At 62.8% G+C, this 25,224-nt stretch carries 21 protein-coding genes; 11 read left to right on the forward strand and 10 right to left on the reverse strand.

The window, feature by feature from the left end; all coding sequences use genetic code 11:
• The first annotated feature begins 35 nt into the window (after positions 1 to 35).
• From Tel_16125 to Tel_16135, 3 genes are read left to right on the forward strand one after another with little or no spacing between them, the layout of a single operon-like run.
• On the forward strand, positions 36 to 710 hold the full coding sequence (locus tag Tel_16125; protein ID ALP54553.1) for a mannose-1-phosphate guanylyltransferase: 675 nt from the start codon (positions 36 to 38) through the stop codon (positions 708 to 710).
• Positions 711 to 712: 2 nt separating this feature from the next.
• Positions 713 to 2,164 (forward strand): glutamate--cysteine ligase, encoded by a 1,452-nt coding sequence (locus Tel_16130; protein ID ALP54554.1) that lies wholly within the window; start codon positions 713 to 715, stop codon positions 2,162 to 2,164.
• A gap of 13 nt (positions 2,165 to 2,177) precedes the next feature.
• The gene (locus tag Tel_16135) at positions 2,178 to 3,212 is read left to right on the forward strand and encodes a peptidase M14 (GenBank protein ID ALP54555.1); all 1,035 of its coding nucleotides are present in this window, start codon (positions 2,178 to 2,180) and stop codon (positions 3,210 to 3,212) included.
• Positions 3,213 to 3,270: 58 nt separating this feature from the next.
• On the opposite strand, the gene Tel_16140 is transcribed toward Tel_16135, so the two are convergent.
• The 3 genes from Tel_16140 to Tel_16150 form a co-directional block, all read right to left on the reverse strand.
• Positions 3,271 to 3,510: a hypothetical protein gene (locus tag Tel_16140; protein ALP54556.1), complete on the reverse strand. Its 240-nt coding sequence runs from the start codon at positions 3,508 to 3,510 to the stop codon at positions 3,271 to 3,273.
• 226 nt (positions 3,511 to 3,736) lie between these two features.
• Positions 3,737 to 4,957, reverse strand: coding sequence for a 2', 3'-cyclic nucleotide 2'-phosphodiesterase (cca, locus tag Tel_16145; GenBank protein ALP54557.1), 1,221 nt, complete (start codon positions 4,955 to 4,957; stop codon positions 3,737 to 3,739).
• 10 nt (positions 4,958 to 4,967) lie between these two features.
• On the reverse strand, positions 4,968 to 5,939 hold the full coding sequence (locus Tel_16150; GenBank protein ID ALP54558.1) for a hypothetical protein: 972 nt from the start codon (positions 5,937 to 5,939) through the stop codon (positions 4,968 to 4,970).
• A 150-nt stretch (positions 5,940 to 6,089) separates the two neighbouring features.
• Between Tel_16150 and Tel_16155 the strand changes: the two genes are divergently transcribed.
• A complete protein-coding gene (locus Tel_16155) occupies positions 6,090 to 7,454 on the forward strand; it encodes a succinate-semialdehyde dehydrogenase (GenBank protein ID ALP54559.1) in 1,365 nt (454 codons plus the stop codon).
• A gap of 15 nt (positions 7,455 to 7,469) precedes the next feature.
• On the opposite strand, the gene Tel_16160 is transcribed toward Tel_16155, so the two are convergent.
• The 6 genes from Tel_16160 to Tel_16185 form a co-directional block, all read right to left on the reverse strand.
• Positions 7,470 to 8,192: a hypothetical protein gene (locus Tel_16160; protein ID ALP54560.1), complete on the reverse strand. Its 723-nt coding sequence runs from the start codon at positions 8,190 to 8,192 to the stop codon at positions 7,470 to 7,472.
• A gap of 101 nt (positions 8,193 to 8,293) precedes the next feature.
• Positions 8,294 to 9,325, reverse strand: coding sequence for a hypothetical protein (locus Tel_16165; protein ALP54561.1), 1,032 nt, complete (start codon positions 9,323 to 9,325; stop codon positions 8,294 to 8,296).
• A gap of 150 nt (positions 9,326 to 9,475) precedes the next feature.
• Positions 9,476 to 11,056, reverse strand: a complete 1,581-nt coding sequence (locus tag Tel_16170; GenBank protein ALP54562.1) for a hypothetical protein — start codon at positions 11,054 to 11,056, stop codon at positions 9,476 to 9,478.
• A 352-nt stretch (positions 11,057 to 11,408) separates the two neighbouring features.
• A complete protein-coding gene (locus Tel_16175; GenBank protein ID ALP54563.1) occupies positions 11,409 to 11,669 on the reverse strand; it encodes a hypothetical protein in 261 nt (86 codons plus the stop codon).
• Positions 11,670 to 11,957: 288 nt separating this feature from the next.
• Complete coding sequence (locus Tel_16180) at positions 11,958 to 13,463, reverse strand: hypothetical protein (protein ID ALP54564.1); 1,506 nt, start codon at positions 13,461 to 13,463, stop codon at positions 11,958 to 11,960.
• Positions 13,464 to 13,527: 64 nt separating this feature from the next.
• Complete coding sequence (locus Tel_16185) at positions 13,528 to 13,953, reverse strand: hypothetical protein (protein ALP54565.1); 426 nt, start codon at positions 13,951 to 13,953, stop codon at positions 13,528 to 13,530.
• A 304-nt stretch (positions 13,954 to 14,257) separates the two neighbouring features.
• Here Tel_16185 and Tel_16190 point away from each other — a divergent pair, with 304 nt between their 5' ends.
• From Tel_16190 to tldD, 6 genes are all read left to right on the forward strand, one after another.
• Positions 14,258 to 14,875: a hypothetical protein gene (locus Tel_16190; GenBank protein ALP54566.1), complete on the forward strand. Its 618-nt coding sequence runs from the start codon at positions 14,258 to 14,260 to the stop codon at positions 14,873 to 14,875.
• 3 nt (positions 14,876 to 14,878) lie between these two features.
• Positions 14,879 to 16,330, forward strand: coding sequence for a ribonuclease G (locus tag Tel_16195; protein ALP54567.1), 1,452 nt, complete (start codon positions 14,879 to 14,881; stop codon positions 16,328 to 16,330).
• Between the two features lie 46 nt (positions 16,331 to 16,376).
• Positions 16,377 to 20,297, forward strand: a complete 3,921-nt coding sequence (locus Tel_16200; protein ALP54568.1) for a hypothetical protein — start codon at positions 16,377 to 16,379, stop codon at positions 20,295 to 20,297.
• A gap of 153 nt (positions 20,298 to 20,450) precedes the next feature.
• Positions 20,451 to 20,981: a hypothetical protein gene (locus Tel_16205; protein ALP54569.1), complete on the forward strand. Its 531-nt coding sequence runs from the start codon at positions 20,451 to 20,453 to the stop codon at positions 20,979 to 20,981.
• A gap of 2 nt (positions 20,982 to 20,983) precedes the next feature.
• Positions 20,984 to 21,799 carry an acyltransferase gene (locus Tel_16210; GenBank protein ALP54570.1) on the forward strand — a complete coding sequence of 272 codons (816 nt, stop codon included), beginning with the start codon at positions 20,984 to 20,986 and terminating at the stop codon, positions 21,797 to 21,799.
• A 30-nt stretch (positions 21,800 to 21,829) separates the two neighbouring features.
• Complete coding sequence (tldD, locus tag Tel_16215; protein ID ALP54571.1) at positions 21,830 to 23,281, forward strand: protease TldD; 1,452 nt, start codon at positions 21,830 to 21,832, stop codon at positions 23,279 to 23,281.
• On the opposite strand, the gene Tel_16220 is transcribed toward tldD, so the two are convergent.
• The gene (locus Tel_16220; protein ALP54572.1) at positions 23,278 to 23,781 is read right to left on the reverse strand and encodes a hypothetical protein; all 504 of its coding nucleotides are present in this window, start codon (positions 23,779 to 23,781) and stop codon (positions 23,278 to 23,280) included. The genes tldD and Tel_16220 overlap by 4 nt on opposite strands.
• Before the next feature lie 138 nt (positions 23,782 to 23,919).
• Between Tel_16220 and pmbA the strand changes: the two genes are divergently transcribed.
• On the forward strand, positions 23,920 to 25,224 hold the full coding sequence (gene pmbA / locus Tel_16225) for a peptidase PmbA (protein ID ALP54903.1): 1,305 nt from the start codon (positions 23,920 to 23,922) through the stop codon (positions 25,222 to 25,224).

A 25,224-nucleotide genomic window follows, 5' to 3' on the forward strand; every position in this document is an offset into this window, starting at 1 on the left:
CTGTTCGGCTGCAATAGCCAATACAATCATCTTTAATGAAAGCCATGATTCTTGCCGCCGGTCGCGGCGAACGCATGCGGCCGCTCACCGATCATACGCCCAAGCCCTTATTGCAAGTGGGTGGGCGGCGCCTGATCGAATACCACATTGAGAACCTGGTCGCCGCCGGTATTCGTGAGCTGATCATCAATCAGGCCCATTTGGGTGATCAGATCGAGGCCTTCCTCGGCGACGGTGCCCGCTATGGCGCGTGCATCCAATACTCGCTCGAAGAGGCGGCGCTGGAAACCGGCGGCGGCATCTTCAGGGCCCTGCCCGTGTTGGGGCGGGCACCCTTCGCCGTCGTGAACGGCGATGTCTGGTGCGATTATCCTTTTCAGCGTCTGCCCCGAGCCATCAGCGGCCTGGCTCATCTGGTCTTGGTGGACAATCCCGGGCATCATCCATCAGGTGATTTCCATCTCAACGGCGCCCAAGTCAACAGCGAGGGCGAACCCAAGCTCACCTTTAGCGGCATCAGCGTGCTGAGCCCGGCCCTGTTCCAGGGCTGCACCCCGGGCGCCTTTGCCCTGGCGCCCATGCTGCGCCGCGCCATGGCGGATGCACAGGTGAGCGGCGAACACTACACGGGTGAGTGGTGGGATGTGGGCACGCCGGCACGGCTGCAGGCCCTGGATCGACAACTGCAACATCGTGCCGCGTCGGAGTAAGCATGGGCCAGGAGATCGATTCAAGCCGTTTCAATCATAAAGATTTTCAGCGCTTTGATGCCAAACTGCGCGACGAGACGCGGCTGTTGGGCGAGTGGTTCGCACAGGATCGTTTCTGCAGCGGCGGTAAGGTCGGCGGTTTCGAACTGGAGGTGTGGTTGGTGGATGACAGCGGTCATCCCAAGCCGGTGAACGATCAATATCTGCAACTGACCGAGGCCCGACATCTGCCCGTGGTGCCGGAGTTGTCACGCTTTAATGTGGAGTTGAACAGCGCGCCGCGTCAGTTGCAGGGCGACGTGTTGAGCCGCATGCGCGCCGAGCTGGACGATACCTGGCGCCAATGCTCGCAGTTGGCGCGCCAGATCGATGCCGGCTTGTTGATGATCGGTATCCTGCCCACGGTGCGTGATGACCAGCTCACCCTGGCCAATATGTCCGACGTTAAACGTTTCCGCGCGCTCAATGAACAGGTGTTGCGGCTGCGCGGCGGTCATCCGCTCAACATCGATATCGATGGGTTTGAAGCGCTGCACCTCAGCCACGGTGATGTCATGTTCGAGTCCGCCGCCACTTCGTTTCAACTGCATCTGCAAGTCGAATTGGATCGGGCGGCGCGCTATTACAACGCCGCCCATATCCTGGCGGCCCCCATGGTTGCGGCCAGCGCCAACTCGCCCTTTCTGTTCGGTCGCAACCTGTGGGATGAAACGCGTATCCCTTTGTTCGAGCAGGCGGTGGCTTTGGAGGATGTCTACGGCGGCGAGCAATGCGGCGTGGCCGGCCGGATCGGCCGCGTCACCTTCGGCGCCGCCTATGTGCAGGATTCGGTCTACGAGTCCTTTTTGCGCAACCTGGAGTGTTACCCCGTTCTGTTGCCGGCACTCAGCGACGAACCGTTCGAGACTCTGCCCCATTTAAGGCTGCACAACGGCACCATCTGGCGTTGGAACCGGCCGTTGATCGGCTTCGACGCGGCCGGCGAACCGCACCTGCGTCTGGAGCACCGCGTGGTCCCCTCGGGGCCGACGGTGGTGGATGCCATCGCCAACGCGGCGCTGTTCTTCGGCGCCGTCGACAGTCTGGCCAACAGCGAGATCCCGCCCGAAGCGCGGCTGGATTTCGAACAGGCGCGCGGCAATTTCTACGCCGCTGCCAAACACGGACTGCGCGCCGAGCTGGTCTGGCTCGACGGCAAGCGCGTGTCGGTGCTGGATCTATTGCAGCAGGAGGTCCTGCCCCTGGCGCGACGCGGCCTGCAGGCATTGGCCCTGGCCCCGGCGGACATCGATCTCTACCTTGGCATTATGGAAAGTCGTCTCGACAAACAATGCAATGGCGCCGTCTGGCAGCGCCGTTATGTAGAACAACACGGCGCCGACATGACGCGGCTCACCCAGGCCTATCGCGAGCGCCAGCAGCAGGGCGAACCCGTGCACGACTGGTCTCTATAAAAAGGGGATGGCTATGTTGAAGATCTATCACGATCTGCCTGAAGGCTTTGACGAAGCCGGGCCTGAGGAGTTACAGGCACTGCTGGGCGGCCCCAGCCTGATCCATTTGCCTGGCCGGCGCGAACCGGCGCTGTTCGTCTCGCTGATGCTGCACGGCAACGAGCCCACCGGCCTGTATGCCGTCCAGACCCTGTTGCGCGATTACGCCGGCCAGCGCCTGCCGCGTGCCTTGTCCATCTTCGTCGGCAATGTCAGCGCCGCGGCCGAGAAGCTGCGCCGACTCGACGGCCAGCCCGATTACAATCGCGTCTGGTCGGTGGCCGGCGATCTGCCCGAACAGCGCATGATGGCCCAGGTGCTGGCCGAGATGTCCGAGCGCGGCGTCTTCGCCAGTATCGACATCCACAACAACACCGGCATCAATCCCCACTACGCCTGCTTCAACAAACTGGAACCGCGCTTCCTGCAATTGGCCGCCCTGTTCAGCCGCACCGTGGTCTACTTTACCAAGCCTGTCGGAGTGCAGAGCATGGCCTTTGCCGAACTCTGTCCCGCGGTCACACTGGAGTGCGGCCAGCCGGGCCAGGAATACGGCACCGAGCACGCCGCCGATTATCTCGAGGCCTGCCTCAACATGCACGAGATTCCCGATCACGCGCTGGCGCCCCACGACGTGAGCGTGTTCCACACCGTCGCCATCGTCAAAGTGCCCGAGGCGGTCAGCTTCGGCTTCGGCCCGCGCGAGGTGCAGCTGCGCTTTATCGACGACCTGGACCATTTCAACTTCAGCGAAATGCCGGCCGGCACCTGCTTCGGCTGGCAGCGCGATCCGGCGGCGCATTTGGAGTGTTGCGATGAGCACGGCAACGAGGTAGGCGAGCGTTATTTTGTATACAAAGACGGCAAGATCGAACTCGCCGCCGCGGTGATGCCCTCCATGTTGACCCGCGATGAACGTGTCATCCGTCAGGATTGCTTTTGTTATCTCATGGAGCGTTTGGAGCTGCCCCCGCATCTGCAGCAGCGGGCGCCGCAATCAGAGGCATAAAAAAGCGCGCCCGAAGGCGCGCAATGCATGTCTCGTCCATAGGGATCGAGACTGTCAGTCAGCGCTTGGTAATCATGGAGTAGAGACGGTCCTTGAGTCTCAACCGCTCTTTCTTGAGGAATTCGACATAATCATCAGTGACCGGCCGGCTCTGGGCCTCGATGCCGTAGATCTTCTTGTCGGTTTCGTCGTAGCGGGATAATAGGGTGGCAAACTGCGGGTCGCTTTTTTTCAGCGAGCTGATGGTTCCGGAAAAGTTGGGAAACTCTTCCTGAAAGTGATGACGAACTCCGTACATAGGCTTTTCTCCTTACGAATTGAGTAACTCACCATCAGCCCCGGCTGGATGCCTTTCGACCGGGGTGAATTTCCAGATTGTCACGAATCTTTAATTCAAGTCAACTGCCCCCGCCGCCCCGGGTATTTGGGTTAATGGCTTGATTATCTTAATAAATATAGCCCTGCATAGAGCGCGCCAGGGGCGCAAAGTAGTTGTATTTTCGAAGCTTTTTTGCGGTGGGGATTTATTTGGCCAGGGCCGCGGCGATGGCCTTGCTGCGCAGTTGGCGCAGGCGTTGGGCCAGCTTGTCGCCCGCCAGGCCTTGCTGCGCCAGGGCGGCGGCGTCCACCGTCAGGGCGGCCTGGCGGGCGCGGCGCAAGATGTCGGCCTGGGGATAGGCGCGCCCCTCGTAGCCGCTACGGCCACGATAGTCGGCCTGGCAGGCCAGCAGGAACTCCTCGAAGCGTTGCGGGCGCCGAAAGGCGTCCAGGCCCTGCAGGGTATCGAGCAGGGTGGTCGGGCGCAGCTCGGCGGCGCGGTGGCAATGGCCGTGGTAGCGTGCCGCCAACAGGGCCAGGTCGCGGTAGTCATTGGGCAGGCGCAACCGCTGACTCAGCTGCTTCACGAGTTTGACGGAACGCCCTTCGTGGCCCTTGTGGCTGGGCCATTCCGCTGGGGGGGTGGTGCCCTTGCCCAGGTCGTGCAGTAGCGCCGCGCAGCGTATGCGCGGCGCCGGACTCAGCGCGCAGGCCTGGTCCAGCACCATCAGGGTGTGCAGGCCGGTGTCGACCTCGGGATGATAATCGGCCCGCTGCGGCACGCCGAACAGGGCGTCCAGTTCGGGGAAGATGGGCGCCAGGGCGCCGCAGTCGCGCAGCGCCTCGAAGAAGGCGCGTGGCCGCTGTTCGCCCAGGGCCCGTTGGGTCTCCTGCCAGACGCGTTCCGGCACCAGGGCGTCCACCTCGCCGTTGTCCACCATGGTGCGCATCAGGGCTAGGGTCTCGTCGGCAATACGAAAACCCAGAGGGGCGAAGCGGGCGTAAAAGCGTGCCACACGCAGGATGCGCACCGGGTCTTCGGCGAAGGCGGGGGAGACATGGCGCAGCAGCTTGTTGTCCAGGTCTTGCCGGCCGTGGAAGGGATCGATGAGATTGCCGGCCGCATCCATGGCCATGGCGTTGATGGTGAGATCGCGCCGCATCAGATCGTCTTCCAGACTGACGTCGGGAGCGGCGTGGAAGGCGAAGCCCTTGTAACCCGGTCCGGTCTTGCGCTCGGTGCGCGCCAGGGCGTATTCCTCCTGGCTCTCGGGATGCAGGAACACGGGAAAGTCCTTGCCCACCTGGCGATAGCCGCGCGCCAACATCTCCTCCGGTGTGGCCCCCACCACCACCCAATCGCGATCCTGGACCGTTAGGCCCAGCAGTGTGTCTCTGACAGCGCCGCCGACCTGATAGATCTGCACGGGACCTCGTTCAGCGCCCGCTGAGCGAATCTTTGTCACGCGCGGCGCGGCGGCGCAGGGTGTGATAGCGGCCGCGCATATCGGCCCCCCCGATGTACTTGGGTACGATGCTTTCGATGGTCTTGGGCGTCACGCCGAAGCGCGCCGGAAAGGGATTGCTGCACACCGCCGGCGTCTGCAGGCTCAGGTAATTGTCGTAGGTAAAGGGTTTGTAGGGCAGCTTGCCCATGATCCGCCCCATGAAGGCCGACATGCCGTTACCCAGCGGAATCACCGGGCGCCGCAGCCCGGTGAGGCGATTGGTGTAGTCGACCACCTGCCTCAGGGTGCAGATATCGGGGCCGCACAGCTCGTAGGCCTGGCCGTAGGTGTCCTTGTCGTTGAGGGACTTGACCATGACCTCGGTTACGTCGCCGACATAGATCGGCGCCATGCGGCTGTCCGGGCAGGTCAGCGGGAATACCGGCAGCCAGCGCAGCAGCCCGGCGAAGCGGTTGAAGAAGTGGTCCTGCTCGCCGAAGATCACCGCGGGGCGGAAGCTGGTGACGTGCAGATCGTCCGCGGCGTGGGCCAGCCTTTCGCCCGCGCCCTTGCTGCGCAGATATTGGCTGCTGCCCTGATCAGCGTCGGCATTGAGGGCGCTCATGTGCAGCAGGCGCGTGACCCCGGTGCGGCGGCAGGCCTGGGTGATGCGTTCCACCAGATCGACGTGCACGCGCTTGAAATCGCCGCGCTTGTTTTCGTTGAGAATGCCCACCAGATTGATCGCCGCATGGCAGCCGACCAGCAGGGCGTCGAGGCTGTCATCATCATGGATACTCGCATCCACCACCTCCACCTTGGGCAGTACCTGCAGGGAGCGGTGCCGTTCCCGGTTACGTGACGGCACCACCACGTAGTAACCGGCCCGGGTCAGTTGGGACGCCAGGTGATGGCCGACGAAACCCGTGCCGCCGAGGATGCAGATGGTTTTAGATAACATGCGAAATCCCTGTTCAAATCCGAAAGTGGCGCAAATTTTCCCGTCTTTTCCTAACCTTGGTCAAGTTTTTTGCGGCCCGGGCAAGGTTCTGGACGATGGGGTCAAACCCCTTACGCTATACTCAACTGCTATACAGCAAAGGAGTCGCATATGCCATTTGTTTCGCAAAATCCCGCTACCGACGAGGTCATGGAGGAATATTCCGACTGGAACGACGAGCAGCTCGAAGAGGCTATGGTTGAGGTCGCCATCGCCACCCCCAAGTGGGCCGCCACCCCGGTCAGCGAGCGTTGTGAGCACGTGCGCCGGCTCGGCCAGGTGCTCACCCAGCAGCGCGACCGCCTGGCCGAGACGGTCAGTCGCGAAATGGGCAAACTCATCGGCGAGGCGCGCAGCGAGGTGGAGAAATGCGCCTGGGTATGTGACTACTATGCCGACAACGGCGCCGAGTTCCTGGCCGATGAAGTGATCGAGACCGATGCCGGCAAGAGCCTGGTGGCCCATCTGCCCATCGGTACAGTGTTGGCGGTGATGCCGTGGAATTTTCCCCTCTGGCAGGTGTTCCGTTTTCTTGCCCCAGCCCTGGTGGCGGGCAATACCGGCGTGCTCAAGCATGCCTCCAACGTACCCCAGTGCGCCCTGGCCATCGAAGACCTGGTGCGTCGCGCGGGCCTGCCCGCGGGGGTATTCCGTACCCTGATGATTTCGTCCAAGCAGGTGGCCGGGGTGATCGAGGATGCACGCATCCGCGCCGTCACCCTCACCGGCTCCGAACCTGCCGGGCGCCAGGTGGCCGCCTGCGCCGGCGCCAATCTGAAAAAGACCGTGCTGGAGCTGGGCGGCTCCGACCCCTTCATCGTGCTCGAGGACGCCGACCTGGACTGGGCCGTGGAGCAGGGTGTCACCTCGCGCTTCCTCAACGGCGGTCAGAGCTGCATCGCCGCCAAGCGCTTCATCGTGGTCGAAGCGGTGGCCGACGCCTTCCTGGCCAAATTCAAACAGGCGGTGGAGGCGCGCCAGCCCGGCGACCCCCTGGATGAGGCCACCACCCTGGCGCCGATGGCGCGCAAGGACCTGCGCGATGAGCTGCACCAACAGGTGCAGACCAGCCTGGACAAGGGCGCCGTCGCCGTCACCGGCTGTGCGCCCATCGATGCGCCGGGGGCCTATTACCAACCGTCCATTCTCGATGGCGTCAAACCCGGCATGCCGGCCTGGGACGAGGAATTCTTCGGTCCGGTGGCCATCATCATCCGCGCCCGCGACGAGCAGGAGGCGGTCAAGATCGCCAATGGTTCCGACTTCGGCCTGGGCGGCAGCGTCTGGACGCGCGACAGTGAACGCGGCGAGCGCATCGCCCGCCGGGTGCAGTCCGGCGCGGTATTCGTCAACGGCCTGGTGAAAAGCGATCCGCGTCTGCCCTTCGGCGGCGTCAAGAACTCGGGTTACGGCCGCGAGCTGTGCCACCATGGCATGATGGAGTTCGTCAACCAGAAAACCCTCTGGATCAAATAGCGGGAGGCGAACAGACTATTTATTTGCCGCCACCAGTTCGGCCACGATGTTGCTGGTGATCCTGTCGCGCTCCACCATGCCGATGAGCTGCTTTTTCTCGTTGACCACCGGCAGTTCGGAGAGATTGTTGTGCGACATCAGTTGCAGGGCCTTCTCCTTGCTGCTGCCCTGCTCGATTGAGGCCGTCGTGATATCGCCCAGCGTGGTGACGTTGCCGCTTTCCAGGCGGGCGACGATGTCGAGATTGTTTTCGCGCATTTCAAACAGCAGCTGCGAGGCGTCCATGATGCCCATGAATTCGCCGCTGGTGCGGGTGAACAATACGTACTTGAAGAAGGGGTAGGGCGTTAGCGCCTGCAGATACTGTTTGATGGCCCAGTTGCTGTAATAGTTGGGCTTGTTGATGTTCAACCTCAGGGCGGCGACCTTTTTCTCGACGAATGCGGGGATCTTGCTCAAGCCCTCCTTTTCGTTGGCGGAGATCTGTTCCGGCTCGATCAGGCTGCCTTCCTGCTGCAGCGACACCGGCAGGGCGGTGGCCTGATTCAGTTTAAAGGCCAGGCCGAAGCCGTTGAACTCCGCCAGCTGACCGGTGGCCAGCAGCCAGATCACCACCGGCGCCAGTCCCAGCGCCAGCCATGAGGTCTCGATCTTGAACTCCTTGTTGAGGCGATAGTGGATCAAGGCGAGCACAAACAGAATGGCGAAAAAGACGGCGACGAATATCCACATGGTCATGGTATGACTCCCGTGTCGTAGAAACCGGATACGTCTACTTGTATGTTGATAGCGTGAATCACGGGCGGTTGTGATTACAACCGCCCGTTGAGAAGGGCGGGCTAGTGGCCCTCCAACGCCAATCCCATGGCCAGGTCGTCAGTATAAAAACCGTCCACCCCGAGGGAGGACAGGAACAACCACTCGGCGTCCGAATTGACCGTGTACACCAGGCCGGCGACGCCCAGATTGTGTAACTGCTGGAGCATCAACGCACCGCTGCCGGGTGTCATAAATTCCAGCTGCTGCAAGACATCCTTGTCCAGCGCCGCGGCGCGGGATTCCAAGGCCGTCAATGTGCCCACGAATTGGAATACCGACTCATAAATCGGCACCCTGAAAATGGGGCCGACCTGCACCCATTGCAGGCCCAGGCCCACGTCCTTGTCCAGCAGGGTCACGGGCAGGCCGCTGGCCGCCTCGAGTTGTGCCGGCGTCAGCAGTTGCAGCAGGTCGAGCGACAGAATGCGCGGCAGTTGCGGTTGTTGTTGCTTGACCAAGGCCACAATCTCGGGCGAGAAGGACTCGATCAATACCTGCCTTTGCATCTTGGTGTGATTCACCTCGTCCAGGGTGGCGGCGACCAGGGCGGGCACGGTGCCGTCCTCCGGGTCGCACAGCGGCGCCGGGGTCTTGATCTCCAGGATCACCTGGCCGCTGGGACGCTCGTCGTGGCGTTTGATGGTATAACTGCGGGCGACCTTGAGGATATGCTTGAGTCGGGATGCTTCCCTGAAGCGGTGCCGCAGCTCGGAAAAGCTCAACTGGTTGACGCAGGTGAAGTCATCGAGAAAATCATCATGCAGGGCCACGGCGATGTGATCCTTGGTCATCACCACATCCACCTCGACAATCTGCGCGCCCGCGCGAAAGGCGCGCCGCACCGATTCGATGGTGTTTTCGATGGGCTTGTCCGGATGCTCGCCCAGATTGGCGCCGAAGCCGCGATGGCCGATGGCGAAGGGCTTGAGGTCCGCGCCCAGGACGTCTTCGATGGTCCAGCGATTGTCCTTGTCCGCGGCGGCGTGGGCCGGCAGCGCCACGCACAACAACAGCAATGATGTGAAAATAAAACGTGTCAGATAAGTCGGCATTACGTCACTCTCCCTGATAGTTATTATTCGGTGCGTCTACACGTCGATGCCTGCGCGCGTGCAGAGTTACATGATAGTCAATTCTCGCGCTGCTGTGGTGACGGGTAAGGAGAGGTTGCTGGGGATGGAGTGGTGACGTGCCGGCGGCGCTTATAAGTCGATATCGAGTTTGTCCAAGCGGTAGTGCAATTGCCGTGGCGTCATACCCAGGGTACGTGCCGCCAACGTCTTATTGCCCCGGGTTTTGTCGAGCGCCTGCAGGATCGCTTCTCGATCGCCCGGGTGGACCTTGCTATAGGGGCGGGGCATCAGATCGGCGGGCTGGCCCTCTTGGAAACTTGACATGGCGTTGATCTGGCCGCCTTCTTCCAGGGCAACGCCGGACTCCTCATTGAGAATGCCCCGGATGGTTTGTTCGCTGATCAGATCGTCATCGCTCATAATCACCAGGCGTTCAACCACATTTTCCAGCTGGCGCACATTGCCCGGCCATTCGTAGCCCTTCAGCTGGGCGAAGGCGGCATCGCTGAGCATGACGTTGCGTGTGTGCATCTGGTTGCAGCGGTTAAGAAAGTATAGCGCCAATAGTTCGATATCATCCTTGCGCTGGCGCAGCGGTGGCAGGGTGATGCGGATGACATTCAAGCGATAAAACAGGTCGAGGCGAAACCCGCCGTTGTTGACGGCCTCTTCCATACGCTGGTTGGTGGCGCTGATAATGCGCACGTCGACGGCGGTCTCCCGGTTGCTGCCGATGCGCTGCACGCAGCGTTCCTGCAGTACGCGCAGCAGTTTGGCCTGCAGGTCCAGGCTCATGTCGCCGATCTCGTCGAGAAACAGCGTGCCGCCGGCGGCGATCTCGAACTTGCCGGGCCGCGCGTTCGTGGCGCCGGTGAAGGCCCCTTTCTCATGGCCGAACAGTTCGCTCTCCAGCAGGTTGGCGGGAATGGCGGCGCAATTGATGCAGACGAAGGGTTTCTCGCGCCGCTCACTGGCCAGGTGAATCATGCGCGCGAAGCGTTCCTTGCCCGAGCCCGATTCACCCACCAGCATCACCGTGGCTTGCGACGCCGCCGCCTTGCGGGCGCGCTCGATGGATTCGCGCAGCGCTCCGCTCTTGCCGATGATGCCGTGCACAGCGTTGTGTTCTCGTCGCTTGACGCGCAGGGCCCTGTTTTCCTCTTTCAGTTCGCGCGTCTTTTGCTCGATCAGATCATGGATATGCAGGGTCTGGCCGATCATCGCCGCCATGATCTGAAGGATGTATAAATCACTGTCGAAGTGGCCGATGACGGTCTTCAGGCAATGCACCGCCAGCACGCCGATGGGGGTGTCGTCGCGCATAATCGGCACGGCCAGATAGGCCACGCGTTCACCCGGTGTCGGTTTGGCTGCCGAGACGTGAGCGACATAGGAAGGTTCCTTGCTGACATCGGGGATCAGGGCGATTTCACCTGTCGCCATTACCCGACCGGTCACGCCCTCGCCCACGGCATAGGTGCCGCGGTCGATTTCACCCTTGCTGAGGTCGTGACTGTAGGCGATATGCAACATGCGGGTGTCGGGAGCCGGCAACACAACGCGGCCTCGTGTCAGGCCGAGTTTGTTCGACAACAAGGCCAAGATACCCTGGATGGAATGATGGGGATCGAGGGTTTGTCCCACCAGCCGTGAGGCATCCTGGATCACTTCAGCGATCTGGGGACTAAACGCCGGGCATTGATTGGGCATTGCAGCGGTACTCCTGATGAACTCAGCGCCTGTGAATGTTGCTCGTAGAAGAGTAAGACGCCTTGGTTGCAGAATCATTGCATCACTATAGATGGGCGCGGATCTGCACACATCAAGTGATATGCACGTATTATTTGCATATTGTGTTCCACTTGGTGTGAATGTCTCGATGGGGGGTTTTGTGCGCGATCATTGCGCTTTCAAGGTATGGCAGGTGTGCTGCGCGCCCGGCTAAAGTGCGACAGCGGCGCGTACTGCACCAATCGATGGAGAAAAATGAGCCCCGAAGGCAGGGAAGGTCTCGGGGAGGGGGAGGAGCCTTGTTTCCTCCAGGGCTCAAGAACGCTTCAATTTAAGCGGGCGCATGGCTGAGCGGTTTGCTCTTGCGCGGTGCGGGTGACGGCAGTTGTCCCAGCATGGCGTAGAGCGGATCCCAGGCCATGATTGCGGTCATCACCGGATACACCGAGGCCAGGGTGATCCAAGGGTTGCTCGCAAACGAGGTGGCGATGCTGGCACTCGAGCTAAAGATGAGTGCGATCATTGCGGCGCCCAGCACTAAACGGGCGAACCGCTCTAACGGATGAATATTGTCATAAGGTGTCTTCAGCATGATGTTGTCTCCTGTACAGCGGTGGTTGGGGTGCAGGCCCTTTTGCGCCTACGTCCAAGACTGTGCAGGGGGCGTGCCAGACATGGCTTGCTGTGAATAAACCGAGCTCATACAGTGGCTTGTGTTTATATGCCGGATGTTTCTGTGCCTCGGACAAACAGCGCAAAGGCGCAACAATGTCGACATTGTTCACAATGTTCTTGTGCGCCGCGCCTGGTCGCCATTCTCTTGGCTCTGGGCGTGCCCTGGTCATGGCTGACTGATTTTGAAAGTACGACAACCGTGACGCTACCACTCCACCGCGCCGAAGCCGCTACTGCCCAGATAGGTGTAAGCCAGGCTTATGGCCCGCACGTTTTGCCGTGTGGCGGGCTGAGTGGGATAGTGGGCGTCGCGGCTGGAACTGCTGTAGCGCAGGGTGATGCTGTGACGTTGATGCAGGCGTATGGTCAGGTCAATGCGGGCACGGCCGATGTGCTCTGTGCCATCGGGTTCGCCCGCGCCCAGCTCACTGACGTAGTGGTGACTCAGTTCGACGTCCAGGGCGGCACGGTCGGCGAAAACCAGGCGCGAGGTCAATAGGCCCTGCGGGGTGACGCCATCGTGATAATCGTAATCGCCGGCGCCGCGCAGCGTGCCGGCCACGCCGTAACCGATACCGACATAGGCCGTACCCTGCAACGCTACATAGCGCGACAACCACCATTGATTGGTGCTGCCGAGGCCGACCGAGGTGCTGGAAACGCGGAAAAACTGCGGCGCGATATAGTCATAGCTGCCGTAAACGCCCCAGACGCCGCGGTGCGCTGCGCCCATGGCATAGCCGCGGCCATAGAGCAGGCCGCGGCTATGTATATTTTCAAAGACATTGCTGTTGACGGCGCTGAACTGGAAATGGAAATAGTCGAACGGGCGCCGGTAGCGATAACCGGGTTTGCCCGGAAGGCCGTAAGACATGGCGACGTCCGCCAAGACCTCGCCCTCTTGATAGCTTTGCGGAATGGGTTCGGCGTCGGCGTCTGGATTCAGGTTGATATTCGAGTGCATGTCGGCGTTTATATTTACACCGAGCTGGGCGCGGATATAGATCGCCGGGTGTCGGCTGGAGAAGATGCCGCTAAAGCGATCGCCGAAACCGACTCGGTTGAAACCCGTGGCTGGCGACAGCGCGGCGGCGCCCAATTCCCGCCAGACGCCTGCGGGGGTGTCGCCGCTTTCCAGCAGCAGGCTGGCCATGCGAAACAGGGATTCGCCCAGAATGCTGCCGCCGACGCTGGTGGTGAGCAGATCATTAATAGAGGGCTGGCTGGTTTCGCCGGCCATCTCCCACATCAGACTGCCGGCCGTGGTATAGCCCATGGACGACCAAAAGCCGTGGCCGGTGGAGCGGGCGGCACCGAAATAGATGGTGCCCCCATAGGGATGCAGAAACTGATTGATGGCAAAGGGGTCATTGTCATACGCCCAGCCGCGTTCCAAGTTGTTCTTGAACGAGCTGAAGTCCGAGTGGTAAACCTCGGAATCGAGAAAATGCCGATCATATTGGTTCATGGCGAGATTGAAACCCACCACCTCCAGGGCCGCGATCAGATCGCTGTTGGCCTTGCCCTCGCCCCAGCCGAGGACCACTTCCGTTTGTTGAGCTGCCATTGTTTCCGTTGGCACGCTATCGAACGGTCGCCCAGGCGGCGTCGCCTCTTCGGCCAGGGGCATGATCGGCATTGACACGAAAAGTGCCATAACGGCCGTGATAAATTTCCCGCGAGTCGATCTATTGCCTACACGGGCACGCATTTTTCCCAGGTGTTATTGCCGCGTCCGGCGTGACTGCCCGGGCCTTGTGTCTTTGCTCGGGGCCTCACTTGAGCGCGGCCTGCAAGGTGATCTCCACGCCCTTCAGGGCCTTTGATACCGGGCAATTGGTCTTGGCCGACTGGGCTAACTTTTCGAATTCCGCCGCCTCGAGTTTGGGTACCTGGGCCTGGGTGTCGAGTTCGATGCGGGTGATGGCATAGCCGTCCTCTTGTTGATCCAGCTGCACTCGGGCACGGGTATCGATGCGCTCCGGGGTATAGTGGGCCTGTTCCAACATCAAGGCCAGGGCCATGGAAAAGCAGCCGGCGTGGGCAGCTCCGATTAACTCCTCCGGATTGCTGCCCGACTCGCTTTCAAAACGTGAGGCGGCGGAATACCGGGTTTCAAAGGCCCCGCTTTCCACCTGCATTGTGCCTTGGCCAGATTTCAACCCACCCTTCCAGTGGGCCTGTGCGGTACGTGTGGACATCGTCTTCTCCTCCTTGGATTGGGATTCTCAAGCGCAGACCACCCAGTGGCTCGGCGATCACGGGCTAACATCAAGGCTAACAAAACGGGTTTTAGATTCATTGAGAACTATCAATCGCGCGTCAGGCGCAGTGGAGACGCGGCCGATCACCGCGTTTACGCCGCTTATACTGTACATGCCGAATCGCGCCGCTGACGCTATGCGCCTGTGCCGCGAGGCCGATAGCGTCGGCAGGCCCCGCGCTGTTTGCCCTTTACAGCCCGTCCTAGTATCTTCCGGACTCTAGCACTGTGAGTGATGATTTATGACCAAGCCTATGATTTGTCTGGGCTCCGCCTCGCCGCGGCGGGCCGAGTTGCTGGCTCAGATCGGCGTGTCCTTTAAAGTGGCGACGGCGGATATCGACGAGTCGCCGCAACCCGGCGAGGTGCCGGAAGTCTATGTGTTGAGGATGGCGCGGCATAAGGCCGCGGCGGTGTCGGCGCAACATCCAGACCTGCCGGTGCTGGCGGCCGACACCACGGTGGTGGTGGACGGCGAGATCCTGGGCAAGCCGCGCGACGCGGCCGACGGGCTGGCCATGCTGGAGCGCCTCTCGGGTCGCGCCCACCAGGTATTGACAGCGCTGGCCGTGGTTGAAGCGGGCGTGGCGGCGCGCCGCGCCAGCCGGCTTAACGTAAATAAGGTAGTATTCCGGGCCACGACGGCGGCGGAGCGCCTGGCCTATTGGCGCACCGGCGAAGCGGCGGACAAGGCCGGCGCCTATGCCATCCAAGGGCGTGCGGCGGCGTTCATCGAACATCTGGAAGGCAGCTTTTCGGCGGTGATGGGGCTGCCGCTGTTCGAGACCGCCCAACTGTTGGCGGAATTTGGAATCAATGTCTGTGATCACTGGTCTGACAACGGGGGCGAAGGCGCGTAGTTCATGTCGATAGAAATCCTGATGAATGTGACACCTCATGAGACCCGCGTGGCGGTGGTTGAGAACGGCGTGCTGCAAGAGGTGATTATCGAGCGCGAGCGTCGCCGCGGCCTGGTGGGTAATATATATAAAGGTAAGGTGTCGCGGGTGCTGCCCGGCATGCAGGCGGCCTTCATCGACATCGGCCTGGACCGTGCCGCCTTCCTGCATGCCTCGGACATCGCTCAAGCGGGCGAGGCGGAGACGCACAGCGACAACATCACCCACTTGCTGCGCGAGGGCCAGGAGGTGCTGGTGCAGGTGATCAAGGACCCGCTCGGCACCAAGGGCGCGCGTCTGACCACCCATATCACCGTTCCGTCACGCTTTCTGGTGTTTACCCCGGAGGTGTTTCATGCCGGCGTCTCGCTCAAGATCGAGGACGAGCTGGAACGCCGACGCCTCAAGGATGTGATGTCGGTGTTGATGCACGGCGCCGCCGGTGGCTACATCGCCCGCACCGCCGCCGAGGGGGTGCCCATCGCGGCCCTGCGCGCCGATACCGAGTTTCTCAACAAGCTGTGGGAGTCCATCAGCGAGCGCAGCGCCGCCGCCCGGGCGGGCGAGATCGTCCACGAAGACCTGCCGCTGGTGATGCGTATCCTGCGCGACGTGGTGGACGGCGAGGTGGAAAAACTGCGCATCGATTCGCGCCGTGCCACGCGTCGGGTGAGCCAGTTCGCCGAGCAGTTCATGCCCGAGCTGGCGGCGCGGGTGGAGCACTATCCGGGCGAGCGCCCCATCTTCGACCTCTACGGCGTGGAGGACGAGATCCAGAAGGCGCTGGAGCGCAAGGTGCATCTCAAATCCGGCGGCTATCTGATTATCGATCAGACCGAGGCCATGACCACCATCGACGTCAACACCGGCGCCTTTGTCGGCCACCGCAATCTGGAAGAGACCATCTTCAAGACCAACCTGGAGGCCACCCAGACCATCGCCCGCCAGCTGCGGCTGCGCAACCTGGGCGGCATCATTATCATCGACTTCATCGATATGATCGAGGAGGAACACAAACGCCAGGTGCTGCGTTCGTTACAGAAGAACCTGGAGCGCGATCGCGCCAAGAGCCATATCACCGAGGTCTCGACCCTGGGCCTGGTGGAGATGACGCGCAAACGCACCCGCGAGAGCCTGGAGCACGTGCTGTGCGAACCCTGCCCGGTATGCAGCGGTCGCGGCACCCAGAAGACGCCGGAGACGGTGTGCTTCGAGATCTTCCGCGAGATCCTGCGCGAGGCGCGCCAGTTCGACGCCCAGCAGTACCTGGTGCTGGCCTCGCAGGAGGTGGTGGATATCCTGCTCGACGAGGAGTCCACCAGCATCGCCGAGCTGGAAGAGTTCATCGGCAAGCCCATCAAACTGCAGGTGGAGTCGCTCTACAGCCAGGAGCACTTCGACGTGGTCATGATGTGAGCCGCGGCGCGGTCCCGGGCTGCGTCATCTTCTATGCTTAGTATCTGTGAACGTCAGCGTTAAAATCATTCGCTTCATTTCCCGGCACACCTGGTGGTGGACGGCCGGCTTCATCATCCTGCTGGCCGTGCTGCTCACCGCCGCGCGTCTGCTGTTGCCGCAATTGGGCGGCTACAAGGCCGAGCTGGAGCAGCAGATCAGCCAGGTCTTGGGCCAACCGGTGCAGGTGCGCGATTTCGAGGTGGGCTGGCACGGCGACGGTCCGCGCCTGTATCTGCACCAGGTGCGGCTGCTGGACCAGGCGGGCACGCAGACCCTGTTCGGTTTTGACGAGGCCTATATCGATGTCTCCCTGCCCCTGACCCTGTATCGCGGCCAGATTGCCCTGCATGACCTGACCCTGAGCGGCATCGAGCTGAGCCTGGTGCGCCAGGCCGACGGCGAAATCACCCTGGGCGAAATGAGTTTTCCCAGCGCCGGCCAGCACAACGGCGATGGCGCTGCGGTATTCCGCTGGCTGTTCCGGCAGAACAGTCTGGCGATCGAAAACAGCCTCCTGCACTGGCGCGACCATCGCCAGGGTGACTACCAGGTCACCATGCGCGATGTGAATCTGCTGCTGCGCAACAGCGGCGAAAAACATAGTCTCAGCGGTCGGCTGGCCCTGCCGTCCACCCTGGGCGGCCAGGTGCGGGTGATGGCCGAAGCGCGCGGCGGCGTGGATGATTTCAGCGACTGGACGGTGGACATGTATGCCGAGGGCGCCGGCCTGGAATTGGTGCAGTGGCTGGTGGACCGGCCCGGCCTGGGCATGCGCATGGTCAGCGGCCAGGCCGAATTGGAAGTGTGGGCCGGCTGGCGCGACAACCGGCTCGACACGCTCAAGGGCTATGTGTTCCTGCGCGACGCCTATCTGGCGCCGGATCAGCCGGTGCCCGAGATGCCGCAAGATGTGCAGCGGGTGTCCTCCCTGTTCGGCGAATTCGCGTGGCAGAACCGGGATCACGGCTGGACCCTGGACGTGGACCGCTTGCGCCTGGAAATGGACGGCGTCGCCTGGACGCCGGCCCGCGTGCACGTGGCGCAGACCCCCACCGAGCGCGGCAGCCGGCTGGAGCTGGCCACCACGTTCGCACGCGTGGACGACCTCTCCACCCTGCTGGCGCTCAGTTCCATGCCCAGTCAGGCGCAACGCCAGATCCTGCTCACCACCAAGCCGCGCGGCGAACTGCGCAACACCTACCTCAGTCTGCAACTGGTGGACGGCAAGATCCAAGACTATTTCGCCCGCGGCGAACTGCAGGATTTCGCCCTGCTGCCGTGGCAAGAATTTCCCGGTTTCGACGGCCTGGACGCCACGCTCAACATGAATCAATCGGGCGGCGTGGCCGACATCGGCACCCGCGGCGCCTATCTCGATGTGCGCCAGTGGTTCCGCGACTTTTTCGCCGTCGACGACATGCGCGGCCGCCTGGCCTGGCAGCGTCGGCCGGACGGGCTGTCGGTCGAGCTGCGGCACTTGGATATCGCCAACCAGGACGCCGCCGTGCGCCTCGACGGCAAGCTGTTTCTGCCCGCCGACGACGCCTCGCCGGTGGTGAAACTGCTGGCCGACTTCAAGCGCGGCAACGGCGCGGCGGCCAGCCGTTACCTGCCCGCCAAGATCATGCCCGAGCAGAGCGTGGCCTGGCTCGACCGCGCCATCGTCGCCGGCAAAGTCACCTCGGGCGGCATGCTGTTGCAGGGGCCGATTGAGCGCTTCCCGTTCACGGACGGTTCGGGGCGCTTTGAGATCCTGTTCAATGTCTCCGACGGCATCCTCGACTACCAGGCGGGTTGGCCGCGAGTCGAGGAGATTGAAACCCAGGTGGCCTTCGTCGGCAAGCGCATGTCCATCGAGGCGGTGGCCGGCAAGGTGCTGGGTGCCGACCTCAAGCACGTGGATGTGCAGATCCCCAATCTGCGCGACAAGCCGGCCATGCTGCACCTGCTGGGGCGTGCCGAGGGCGGCGCCGACGACGTGGTGGATTTTCTCAACAAGAGCCCGCTGCAGCAGCGCTTCGGTGAGTTCACCGCGGGGGCGCAGGCGACCGGCCCGGCACAACTGGACCTCAGCCTGACCATTCCCCTGCAGGCCGACACCCAGGTGGAGACCCACGGCCTGGTGGCCTTCGACAACAGTGGCGTCGATTTCAAGCGCCTGGGGGTGGACCTGGACGCCATCTCCGGGATCGTCGAATTCAGCAACACAGGCGTGTCGGCCAAGTCGGTGGACGCGCAGGTGTTGGGCCAGCCGGCGACCATCGATATCTTCAGCGAGGCGCTGCCGCGCGACAAGACCAATCTGATCTTTGAGGCCGCCGGCGAGACCCGCTACAACGAACTGGGCAAGCGTCTCGACCTGTTCGTGTTTCCCCATCTCGACGGTCAAAGCCGCTGGCAGGCACGGCTGGAGATTCCGCGCAGTCAGCGCGGCGGCATCGTTCAGCCCACCCTCAAGCTCACCTCGGACCTGGTCGGCACCGCGGTGCAACTGCCGGCGCCGCTGCAAAAACAGGCCGCTTCGCCGCGTGAACTGGAAGTGTTCGCGCGCTTCGACGGCCAGGCGCGGCGCTGGTTTTTCGATTACGCCGCCGAGACACTGAGTGGCGTGTTCCTGTTGCAGGGTGATGCGGGTCTGACGCATGGCGAACTCCATTTCAACGGCCCCGCGCAGCTGCCAGAAAAGCCGGGCCTACGCATCGGCGGCCAGCTGGCGCGCTTCGATTACGGCCAATGGCAACCCTTGTTGGAGGACGATGCCGCCGCGGGCGCGGCCCAGGCCCGGAGCACGGCGGAGGCCCGGATATCGCCGGTGAATCAGCTCGATCTCAACATCAGGACCGCCCAATTGTTCGGCCAAACCCTGAGCGACGTCAGGGTGCAGGGCGAGCGCGGCACCTCCCTGTGGACGGTAGATGTCAGCAGCGACCGTCTGGTTGGTAAGATTTGGCTGCCAGAAAAACGCAACACCTTGGTGAAAATGGAATTGGAACGGCTCCATCTGGCCCGCCCGCCCAAGGGTGACGCGCAGCAGACGGCGCCGCAGGAAACGCCTGTCGACCCGGCTGACCTGCCGCCGCTGAGCATGACCAGCCGCCAGACCCGTTACGGCGATCTGGACCTGGGCCGTGTAGAACTGGAAACCCGCCGCCGCGCCAACGGCCTCAAACTGGAGCGCTTGAGTGTGGCCTCGGGCATCGTCGAGGGCGTCATTCACGGCGACTGGCGCAAGGACGAGCGCCACCGCAGCCAGGTGGACGCCGACCTGCGCATTTACAATCTCGGCGCCCTGCTCACCGGGCTTGGCTATGCCCAGAGCATCCGCAACGGAGAGGGCACCGGCCAGCTCGAACTGAGTTGGGACGGCCCCTTGCTGGATTACGACCTGGCCAGTCTCGACGGCACGGTGAATTTCGACTTCAACGACGGCAGCGTGCCGGAGGTGGAGCCCGGCGCCGGGCGCTTTTTCGGCCTGCTCAGTATCTCGGCCCTGCCGCGCCGCCTGAAGCTGGACTTCAGCGATTTCTTCGGCAAGGGCTTCGCCTTTGATTACATGCGCGGTCATTTCGATATCCGCGCCGGCAACGCCTTTACCGAGAATTTTGAAATGGACGGTCCCGCCGCCCGCATCGAACTCAGCGGCCGGGTCGGCCTGGTCCAGGAGGACTACGACCAGCGCGTCAAGGTCGTGCCCCATGTCACCTCCGGGCTGCCGACCCTGGCGGGCATTCTCACCGGCAGCATCGCCCCGGCCCTGGTGATGGCGCTGATCGAAAAGTTGGCCAGTTCGGAAGTGGACAAAGCCACCGGGATTTATTACCAGGTCAGCGGCAGCTGGGACGATCCGAAGATCGAGCCTGTGGACCTGGTCAAGGGCGAAGCCCCGGCCGGAGATTCGGGCGCCAGCAGTCGCGCGCCGCGCTAAGCCGGATGTCTCATCCCTGTTCGTGGCGAGACGGTTCAAGGGGGTGCCATTGGGCCGTCGCAGTAGAAAGGGGATGAGAAATTCGAGCCAAGGCCGGCCCCGCGGCGCACGGCACAGGTGTGAGAAATGTAGGTTAATGATATTCTTGCGCCGATGAAGCGTTTGTTATTTTTACTCTTTTGTCTGATGCCCGGGGCCTGGGCGGCGCAGCAGCCGGTGGCCGAACTGGGGGCCGACTTCTGGTTTACGCCGCGCCATGGCGATGTGATCGCCGCGCGGGCCGACCTCGGTGCCGCGGTCAAACAATTACTGGCCGAGCCCGAGGCCTATCTGGTGTTGCGTTATCCCGAAGGCGAGTCGGGCGAGCTGTGGGGCCAGGAGTTGCAGGCCTGGCTGGTGGCCCTCGGCATCGCCTCGGACCGCATCGAATTGCAGGCCGATCCCGAGCGCCTGGACGCAGTGGCGGTGGTGCTGGTGGATCCGACCCTGCCCGAGCACGCCGAGCCGCTGCAAATCGATGCGCTGCCGGCCGCGGACGAGGCCCGGGTGAACGATCCCGCCGCCGCAAGCCCTGCCGCGCAGCCCATGGATGCCGCGGCGACGCCGCCGGCAGACACGGCTCAGGACGCGCAGGCGCCGCCGGTCGCGGAACAGGGGCAGGAAGAGCCGGTCGAAACGGAGTAGGAATGAATCAAAATCGTGTAGCTGCAGTGCAAATGGCCTCCGGGCCCAATGTGAATGCCAATTTGCTGGAGGCGGGTCGCCTCATCGCCAAGGCCGCGGGCGAAGGCGCCGGCATGGTGGTCTTGCCGGAAAACTTCGCCATTATGGGCGTCAAGGAACAGGATAAGGTGGCCGTGCGCGAACAAGACGGCCACGGGCCGATCCAGGAGTTTCTGGCCCAGCAGGCCGCCCGGCACGGCATCTGGGTGGTGGGTGGCACCGTGCCCATGGCGGCCCAGAGCCCGAGCAAGGTGCTGGCCGCCTGTCTGGTCTATAACGAGGCCGGCGAGCGGGTGGCGCGCTACGACAAGCTGCATCTGTTCGATGTGACTCTGGAAGGCGGCGCGGAAAAATATACCGAATCGGAGACCATCGAACACGGCAAGGACGTGGTGGTGATCGACAGCCCCTTCGGCCGCATGGGCATCGCGGTGTGTTACGACCTGCGTTTTCCCGAGATGTTTCGCAAGATGCTGGATCAGGATATGGAATTATTGGTCCTGCCCGCCGCCTTCACCGCCATTACCGGCAAGGCCCACTGGGAGGTGCTGGTGCGCGCCCGGGCCATCGAGAATCTTTGTTACGTGGTGGCCGCCGCCCAGGGCGGGTATCACGTCAACGGCCGCGAGACCCATGGCGACAGCATGGTGGTCAACCCCTGGGGTGTGGTGATCGACCGCCTGCCGCGCGGTTCCGGCGTAGTCATGGGCGACATCGACCGCGACCAGCTGGCCGCCATGCGCCGCAGCCTGCCGGCCATCAGTCATCGCCGCCTGTAACCGCCGCCCCAACCGACCCTGGAGGTTTTCATGAGTGACACTTTCGACATCGCCCGCACGGTCATCCTGCAACCCGCCGCCATGGACGAGGCGCAGTTGGAGGGGGTGTTGGGCAACATCATGGGCCACCGCGTCGACTATGCCGACCTCTATTTCGAGACCAGTCGCTTCGAGTCCTGGTCCCTGGAAGACGGCATCGTCAAGGACGGCGGTTACAGTATCGAGCGCGGCGTCGGCGTACGCGCGGTAAGCGGTGAGAAGACCGGTTTCGCCTACTCCGACGAGATCTTTTTGCCGGCCCTGACCGAATCGGCCCTGGCCGCGCGCGCCATCGCCCGCAGCGGCGCGCAGGGCAGCCTCAAGGCCTGGTCCGGTCAGCCCGCGGTGCACTCGCTGTATAGCAGCCTGCAGCCCTTCGACAGCCTGTCGGAACAGGACAAGGTGGCCCTCATGGAGGCGGCCGACGCCGCGGCCCGCGCCCAGGATCCGCGCGTCAAGCAGGTCATGGTGAGCCTGGTGGGGACCCATAAAGTGGTATTGGTGGCCGCCAGCGACGGCACCCTGGCGGCGGATGTGCGCCCGCTGGTGCGCATGAGCGTATCGGTGGTGGTGGAGGAGAACGGCCGCCGTGAGCAGGGCTCAAGCGGCGGCGGGGCGCGCCTCGATTACCGCTTTTTCAGCGACGCCGAGGCGCGCGGCCTGGGCTATGCCCGCGAGGCGGTGCGCCAGGCGCTGGTGAATCTGGAGGCCAAGGACGCCCCTGCCGGCAGCATGCAGGTAGTGCTGGGCCCGGGCTGGCCGGGGGTGCTGCTGCACGAGGCGGTGGGGCACGGCCTGGAGGGTGACTTCAACCGCAAGGGCACCTCGGCCTTTTCCGGCCGCCTCGGTCAGCAGGTGGCCTCGGAGTTGTGCACCGTGGTGGACGACGGCACCCTGCTCAACCGCCGCGGCTCGCTCAACATGGACGATGAGGGCACGCCCACCCAGTGCACCACCTTGATCGAAAACGGCATTCTCAAAGGCTATATCCAGGACAAGATGAACGCCCGCCTGATGGGCGGCGTTTCCACCGGTAACGGCCGGCGCGAATCTTACGCCCATCTGCCCATGCCGCGTATGACCAATACCTATATGCTGGCCGGCGAGCATGACCCGCAGGAGATCATCGCCTCGGTGGACAAGGGCCTGTACGCGGTCAACTTCGGCGGCGGCCAGGTAGACATCACCTCGGGCAAGTTCGTGTTCTCCGCCAGCGAGGCCTATATGATCGAAAACGGCAAGGTCACCCATCCGGTCAAGGGCGCCACTCTGATCGGCAACGGCCCGGACGCGCTCACCCGGGTGGGCATGGTAGGGAATGACCTGAAGCTGGACGAGGGGGTGGGCACATGCGGCAAGGAAGGCCAGAGCGTGCCGGTGGGCGTAGGCCAGCCGACCATGCGTATCGACGGGCTGACCGTGGGCGGGACGTCGGCCGGCTAGTGGTCCTTGAGCATGTCTCGTAACAAACGGAACAGGCTGCGCGCCGACGTCGGCGGTTTACCCTGTTTGGCCTCGCGCTGGGCGTTGAGCATGAGCTGGCGCAGTTGTTGGCGGTCCGCCTGCGGCTGTTGACCGACGAACTCATCCAGGGCAGGCTGGCCCTCGGCGAGAATACGGTCGCGCCAGTGTTCCACGGCGTGAAAGCGGGCGCTGGATTGCTGGCCGGTGAGGCGGATGGCCTCCAGGGCCTGCTGGATCGGTTCGGGATCGACGTTGCGCATCAGCCGGCCGATGAACTGCAACTGTCGTTTCAGCGCGCCGTGGCTGTTGATGCTGCGCGCCTGGGCCACGGCCTCGGCCAGCTCGTCGGGCAGGGGAATCTTGGCCAGGTCCTTGGGCGGGAGTTCGACGACGGCCTTGCCCAACGCCTGCAGCGCGTGCATTTCGCGCTTGAGTTGGGATTTGCTTTTGGGGAGTTCCGCATCGTCTTCGTCGTGCATGGGCGCTAAGGTAGCGCAGTCATGCCGAAAAATACAGCAGCGCATGGTGTGCGCGGCGCACCCGACATTCAAAGCAGTGGGAGCAAGACAATGGCGCAAACGCCGGTAATCAAAAATTCGGTTTACAGCCAGGCACAGTTGCAAGCGTTGGTGGAACAGATTCTGGCCGAGGCCAAACAGCTGGGCGCCAGCGCGGCCGAGGCGGCGGTAAGCCTGGAGTCGGGCCTATCGGTGAACGTGCGCCTGGGCGAGGTGGAAACCGTCGAGCATAATCACGACAAGGGGCTGGGGGTGACGGTCTATTTCGATCGTCGTAAGGGCTCGGCCAGTACCACTGATTTCGGCCAGGAGGCAATTCGCGACACCGTCGCCGCCGCCTGCCGCATCGCGCGCTACACCGCTGAAGATCCCTATGCGGGTTTGGCGGATGCCGCATTGATGGCCGGGGAAGTGATTGATCTCGATCTCAATCATCCCTGGGACATCGCCCCGGAACGGGCCATCGAACTGGCCCTGGAGAGCGAGGCGGTGGCGCGCGACTATGACGCGCGCATCACCAATTCCGAGGGCGCCAGTGTCAGCAGTCATCAGGCCTTTCGCGTCTACGGCAACAGCCACGGTTTTGTCGGCGGCTACGGCGGCACACGCCACGGGGTGAGCTGCTGTGTCATCGGCCAGCAAGGCGACAACATGCAGCGCGATTATTGGTACAGCTCCGCGCGCGATGCCTGCAGCCTGGAGGCGCCCGATATCGTCGGCCGCAAGGCCGCCGAGCGCACCGTGAAACGCCTCGGTGCGCGGCGTATGAAGACGCGCCAGGCGCCGGTGATCTTCGCCGCCGAACAGGCCGGCGGTTTAGTGTCCGGTTTTCTCGGCGCCATTCGCGGCAGCGCCCAGTACCGCAATTCTTCTTATTTGCTTAACAGCATCGGCGAGCAGGTGTTTCCGGGGTTCGTCCGTATCGACGAGCGACCGTTGTTGCCGTGCGGTCTCTACAGCGCACCCTTTGATCGCGAAGGGGTGGCCACCCGCGATCGTGACCTGGTCAGCGATGGTGTAGTGCAGGGCTATATCCTGGACAGTTATGCCGCGCGCCGTCTCGACATGCAGACCACGGCCAATGCCGGCGGCACCCGCAATGTGTTTATCTCCCATGGCGATAAGGATCTGCAGGCCCTGTGTCGTGAAATGGATACCGGCCTGTTGATCACCGACATGATGGGGCACGGTACCAACATGGTCACCGGCGATTATTCGCGCGGCGCGGCGGGGTATTGGATCGAGGGCGGTGAAATTCAATACCCGGTGGAGGAATTGACCGTGGCGGGCAACCTGAAACAGATGTTCAAGGATATAATCGCCATCGGCAATGATGTAGACTTGCGCGGCAATGTGCGCAGCGGTTCCATTCTTATCGACACCATGACCATCGCCGGCGAATAG

Source organism: Candidatus Tenderia electrophaga (assembly GCA_001447805.1).
GTDB lineage: Bacteria > Pseudomonadota > Gammaproteobacteria > Tenderiales > Tenderiaceae > Tenderia > Tenderia electrophaga.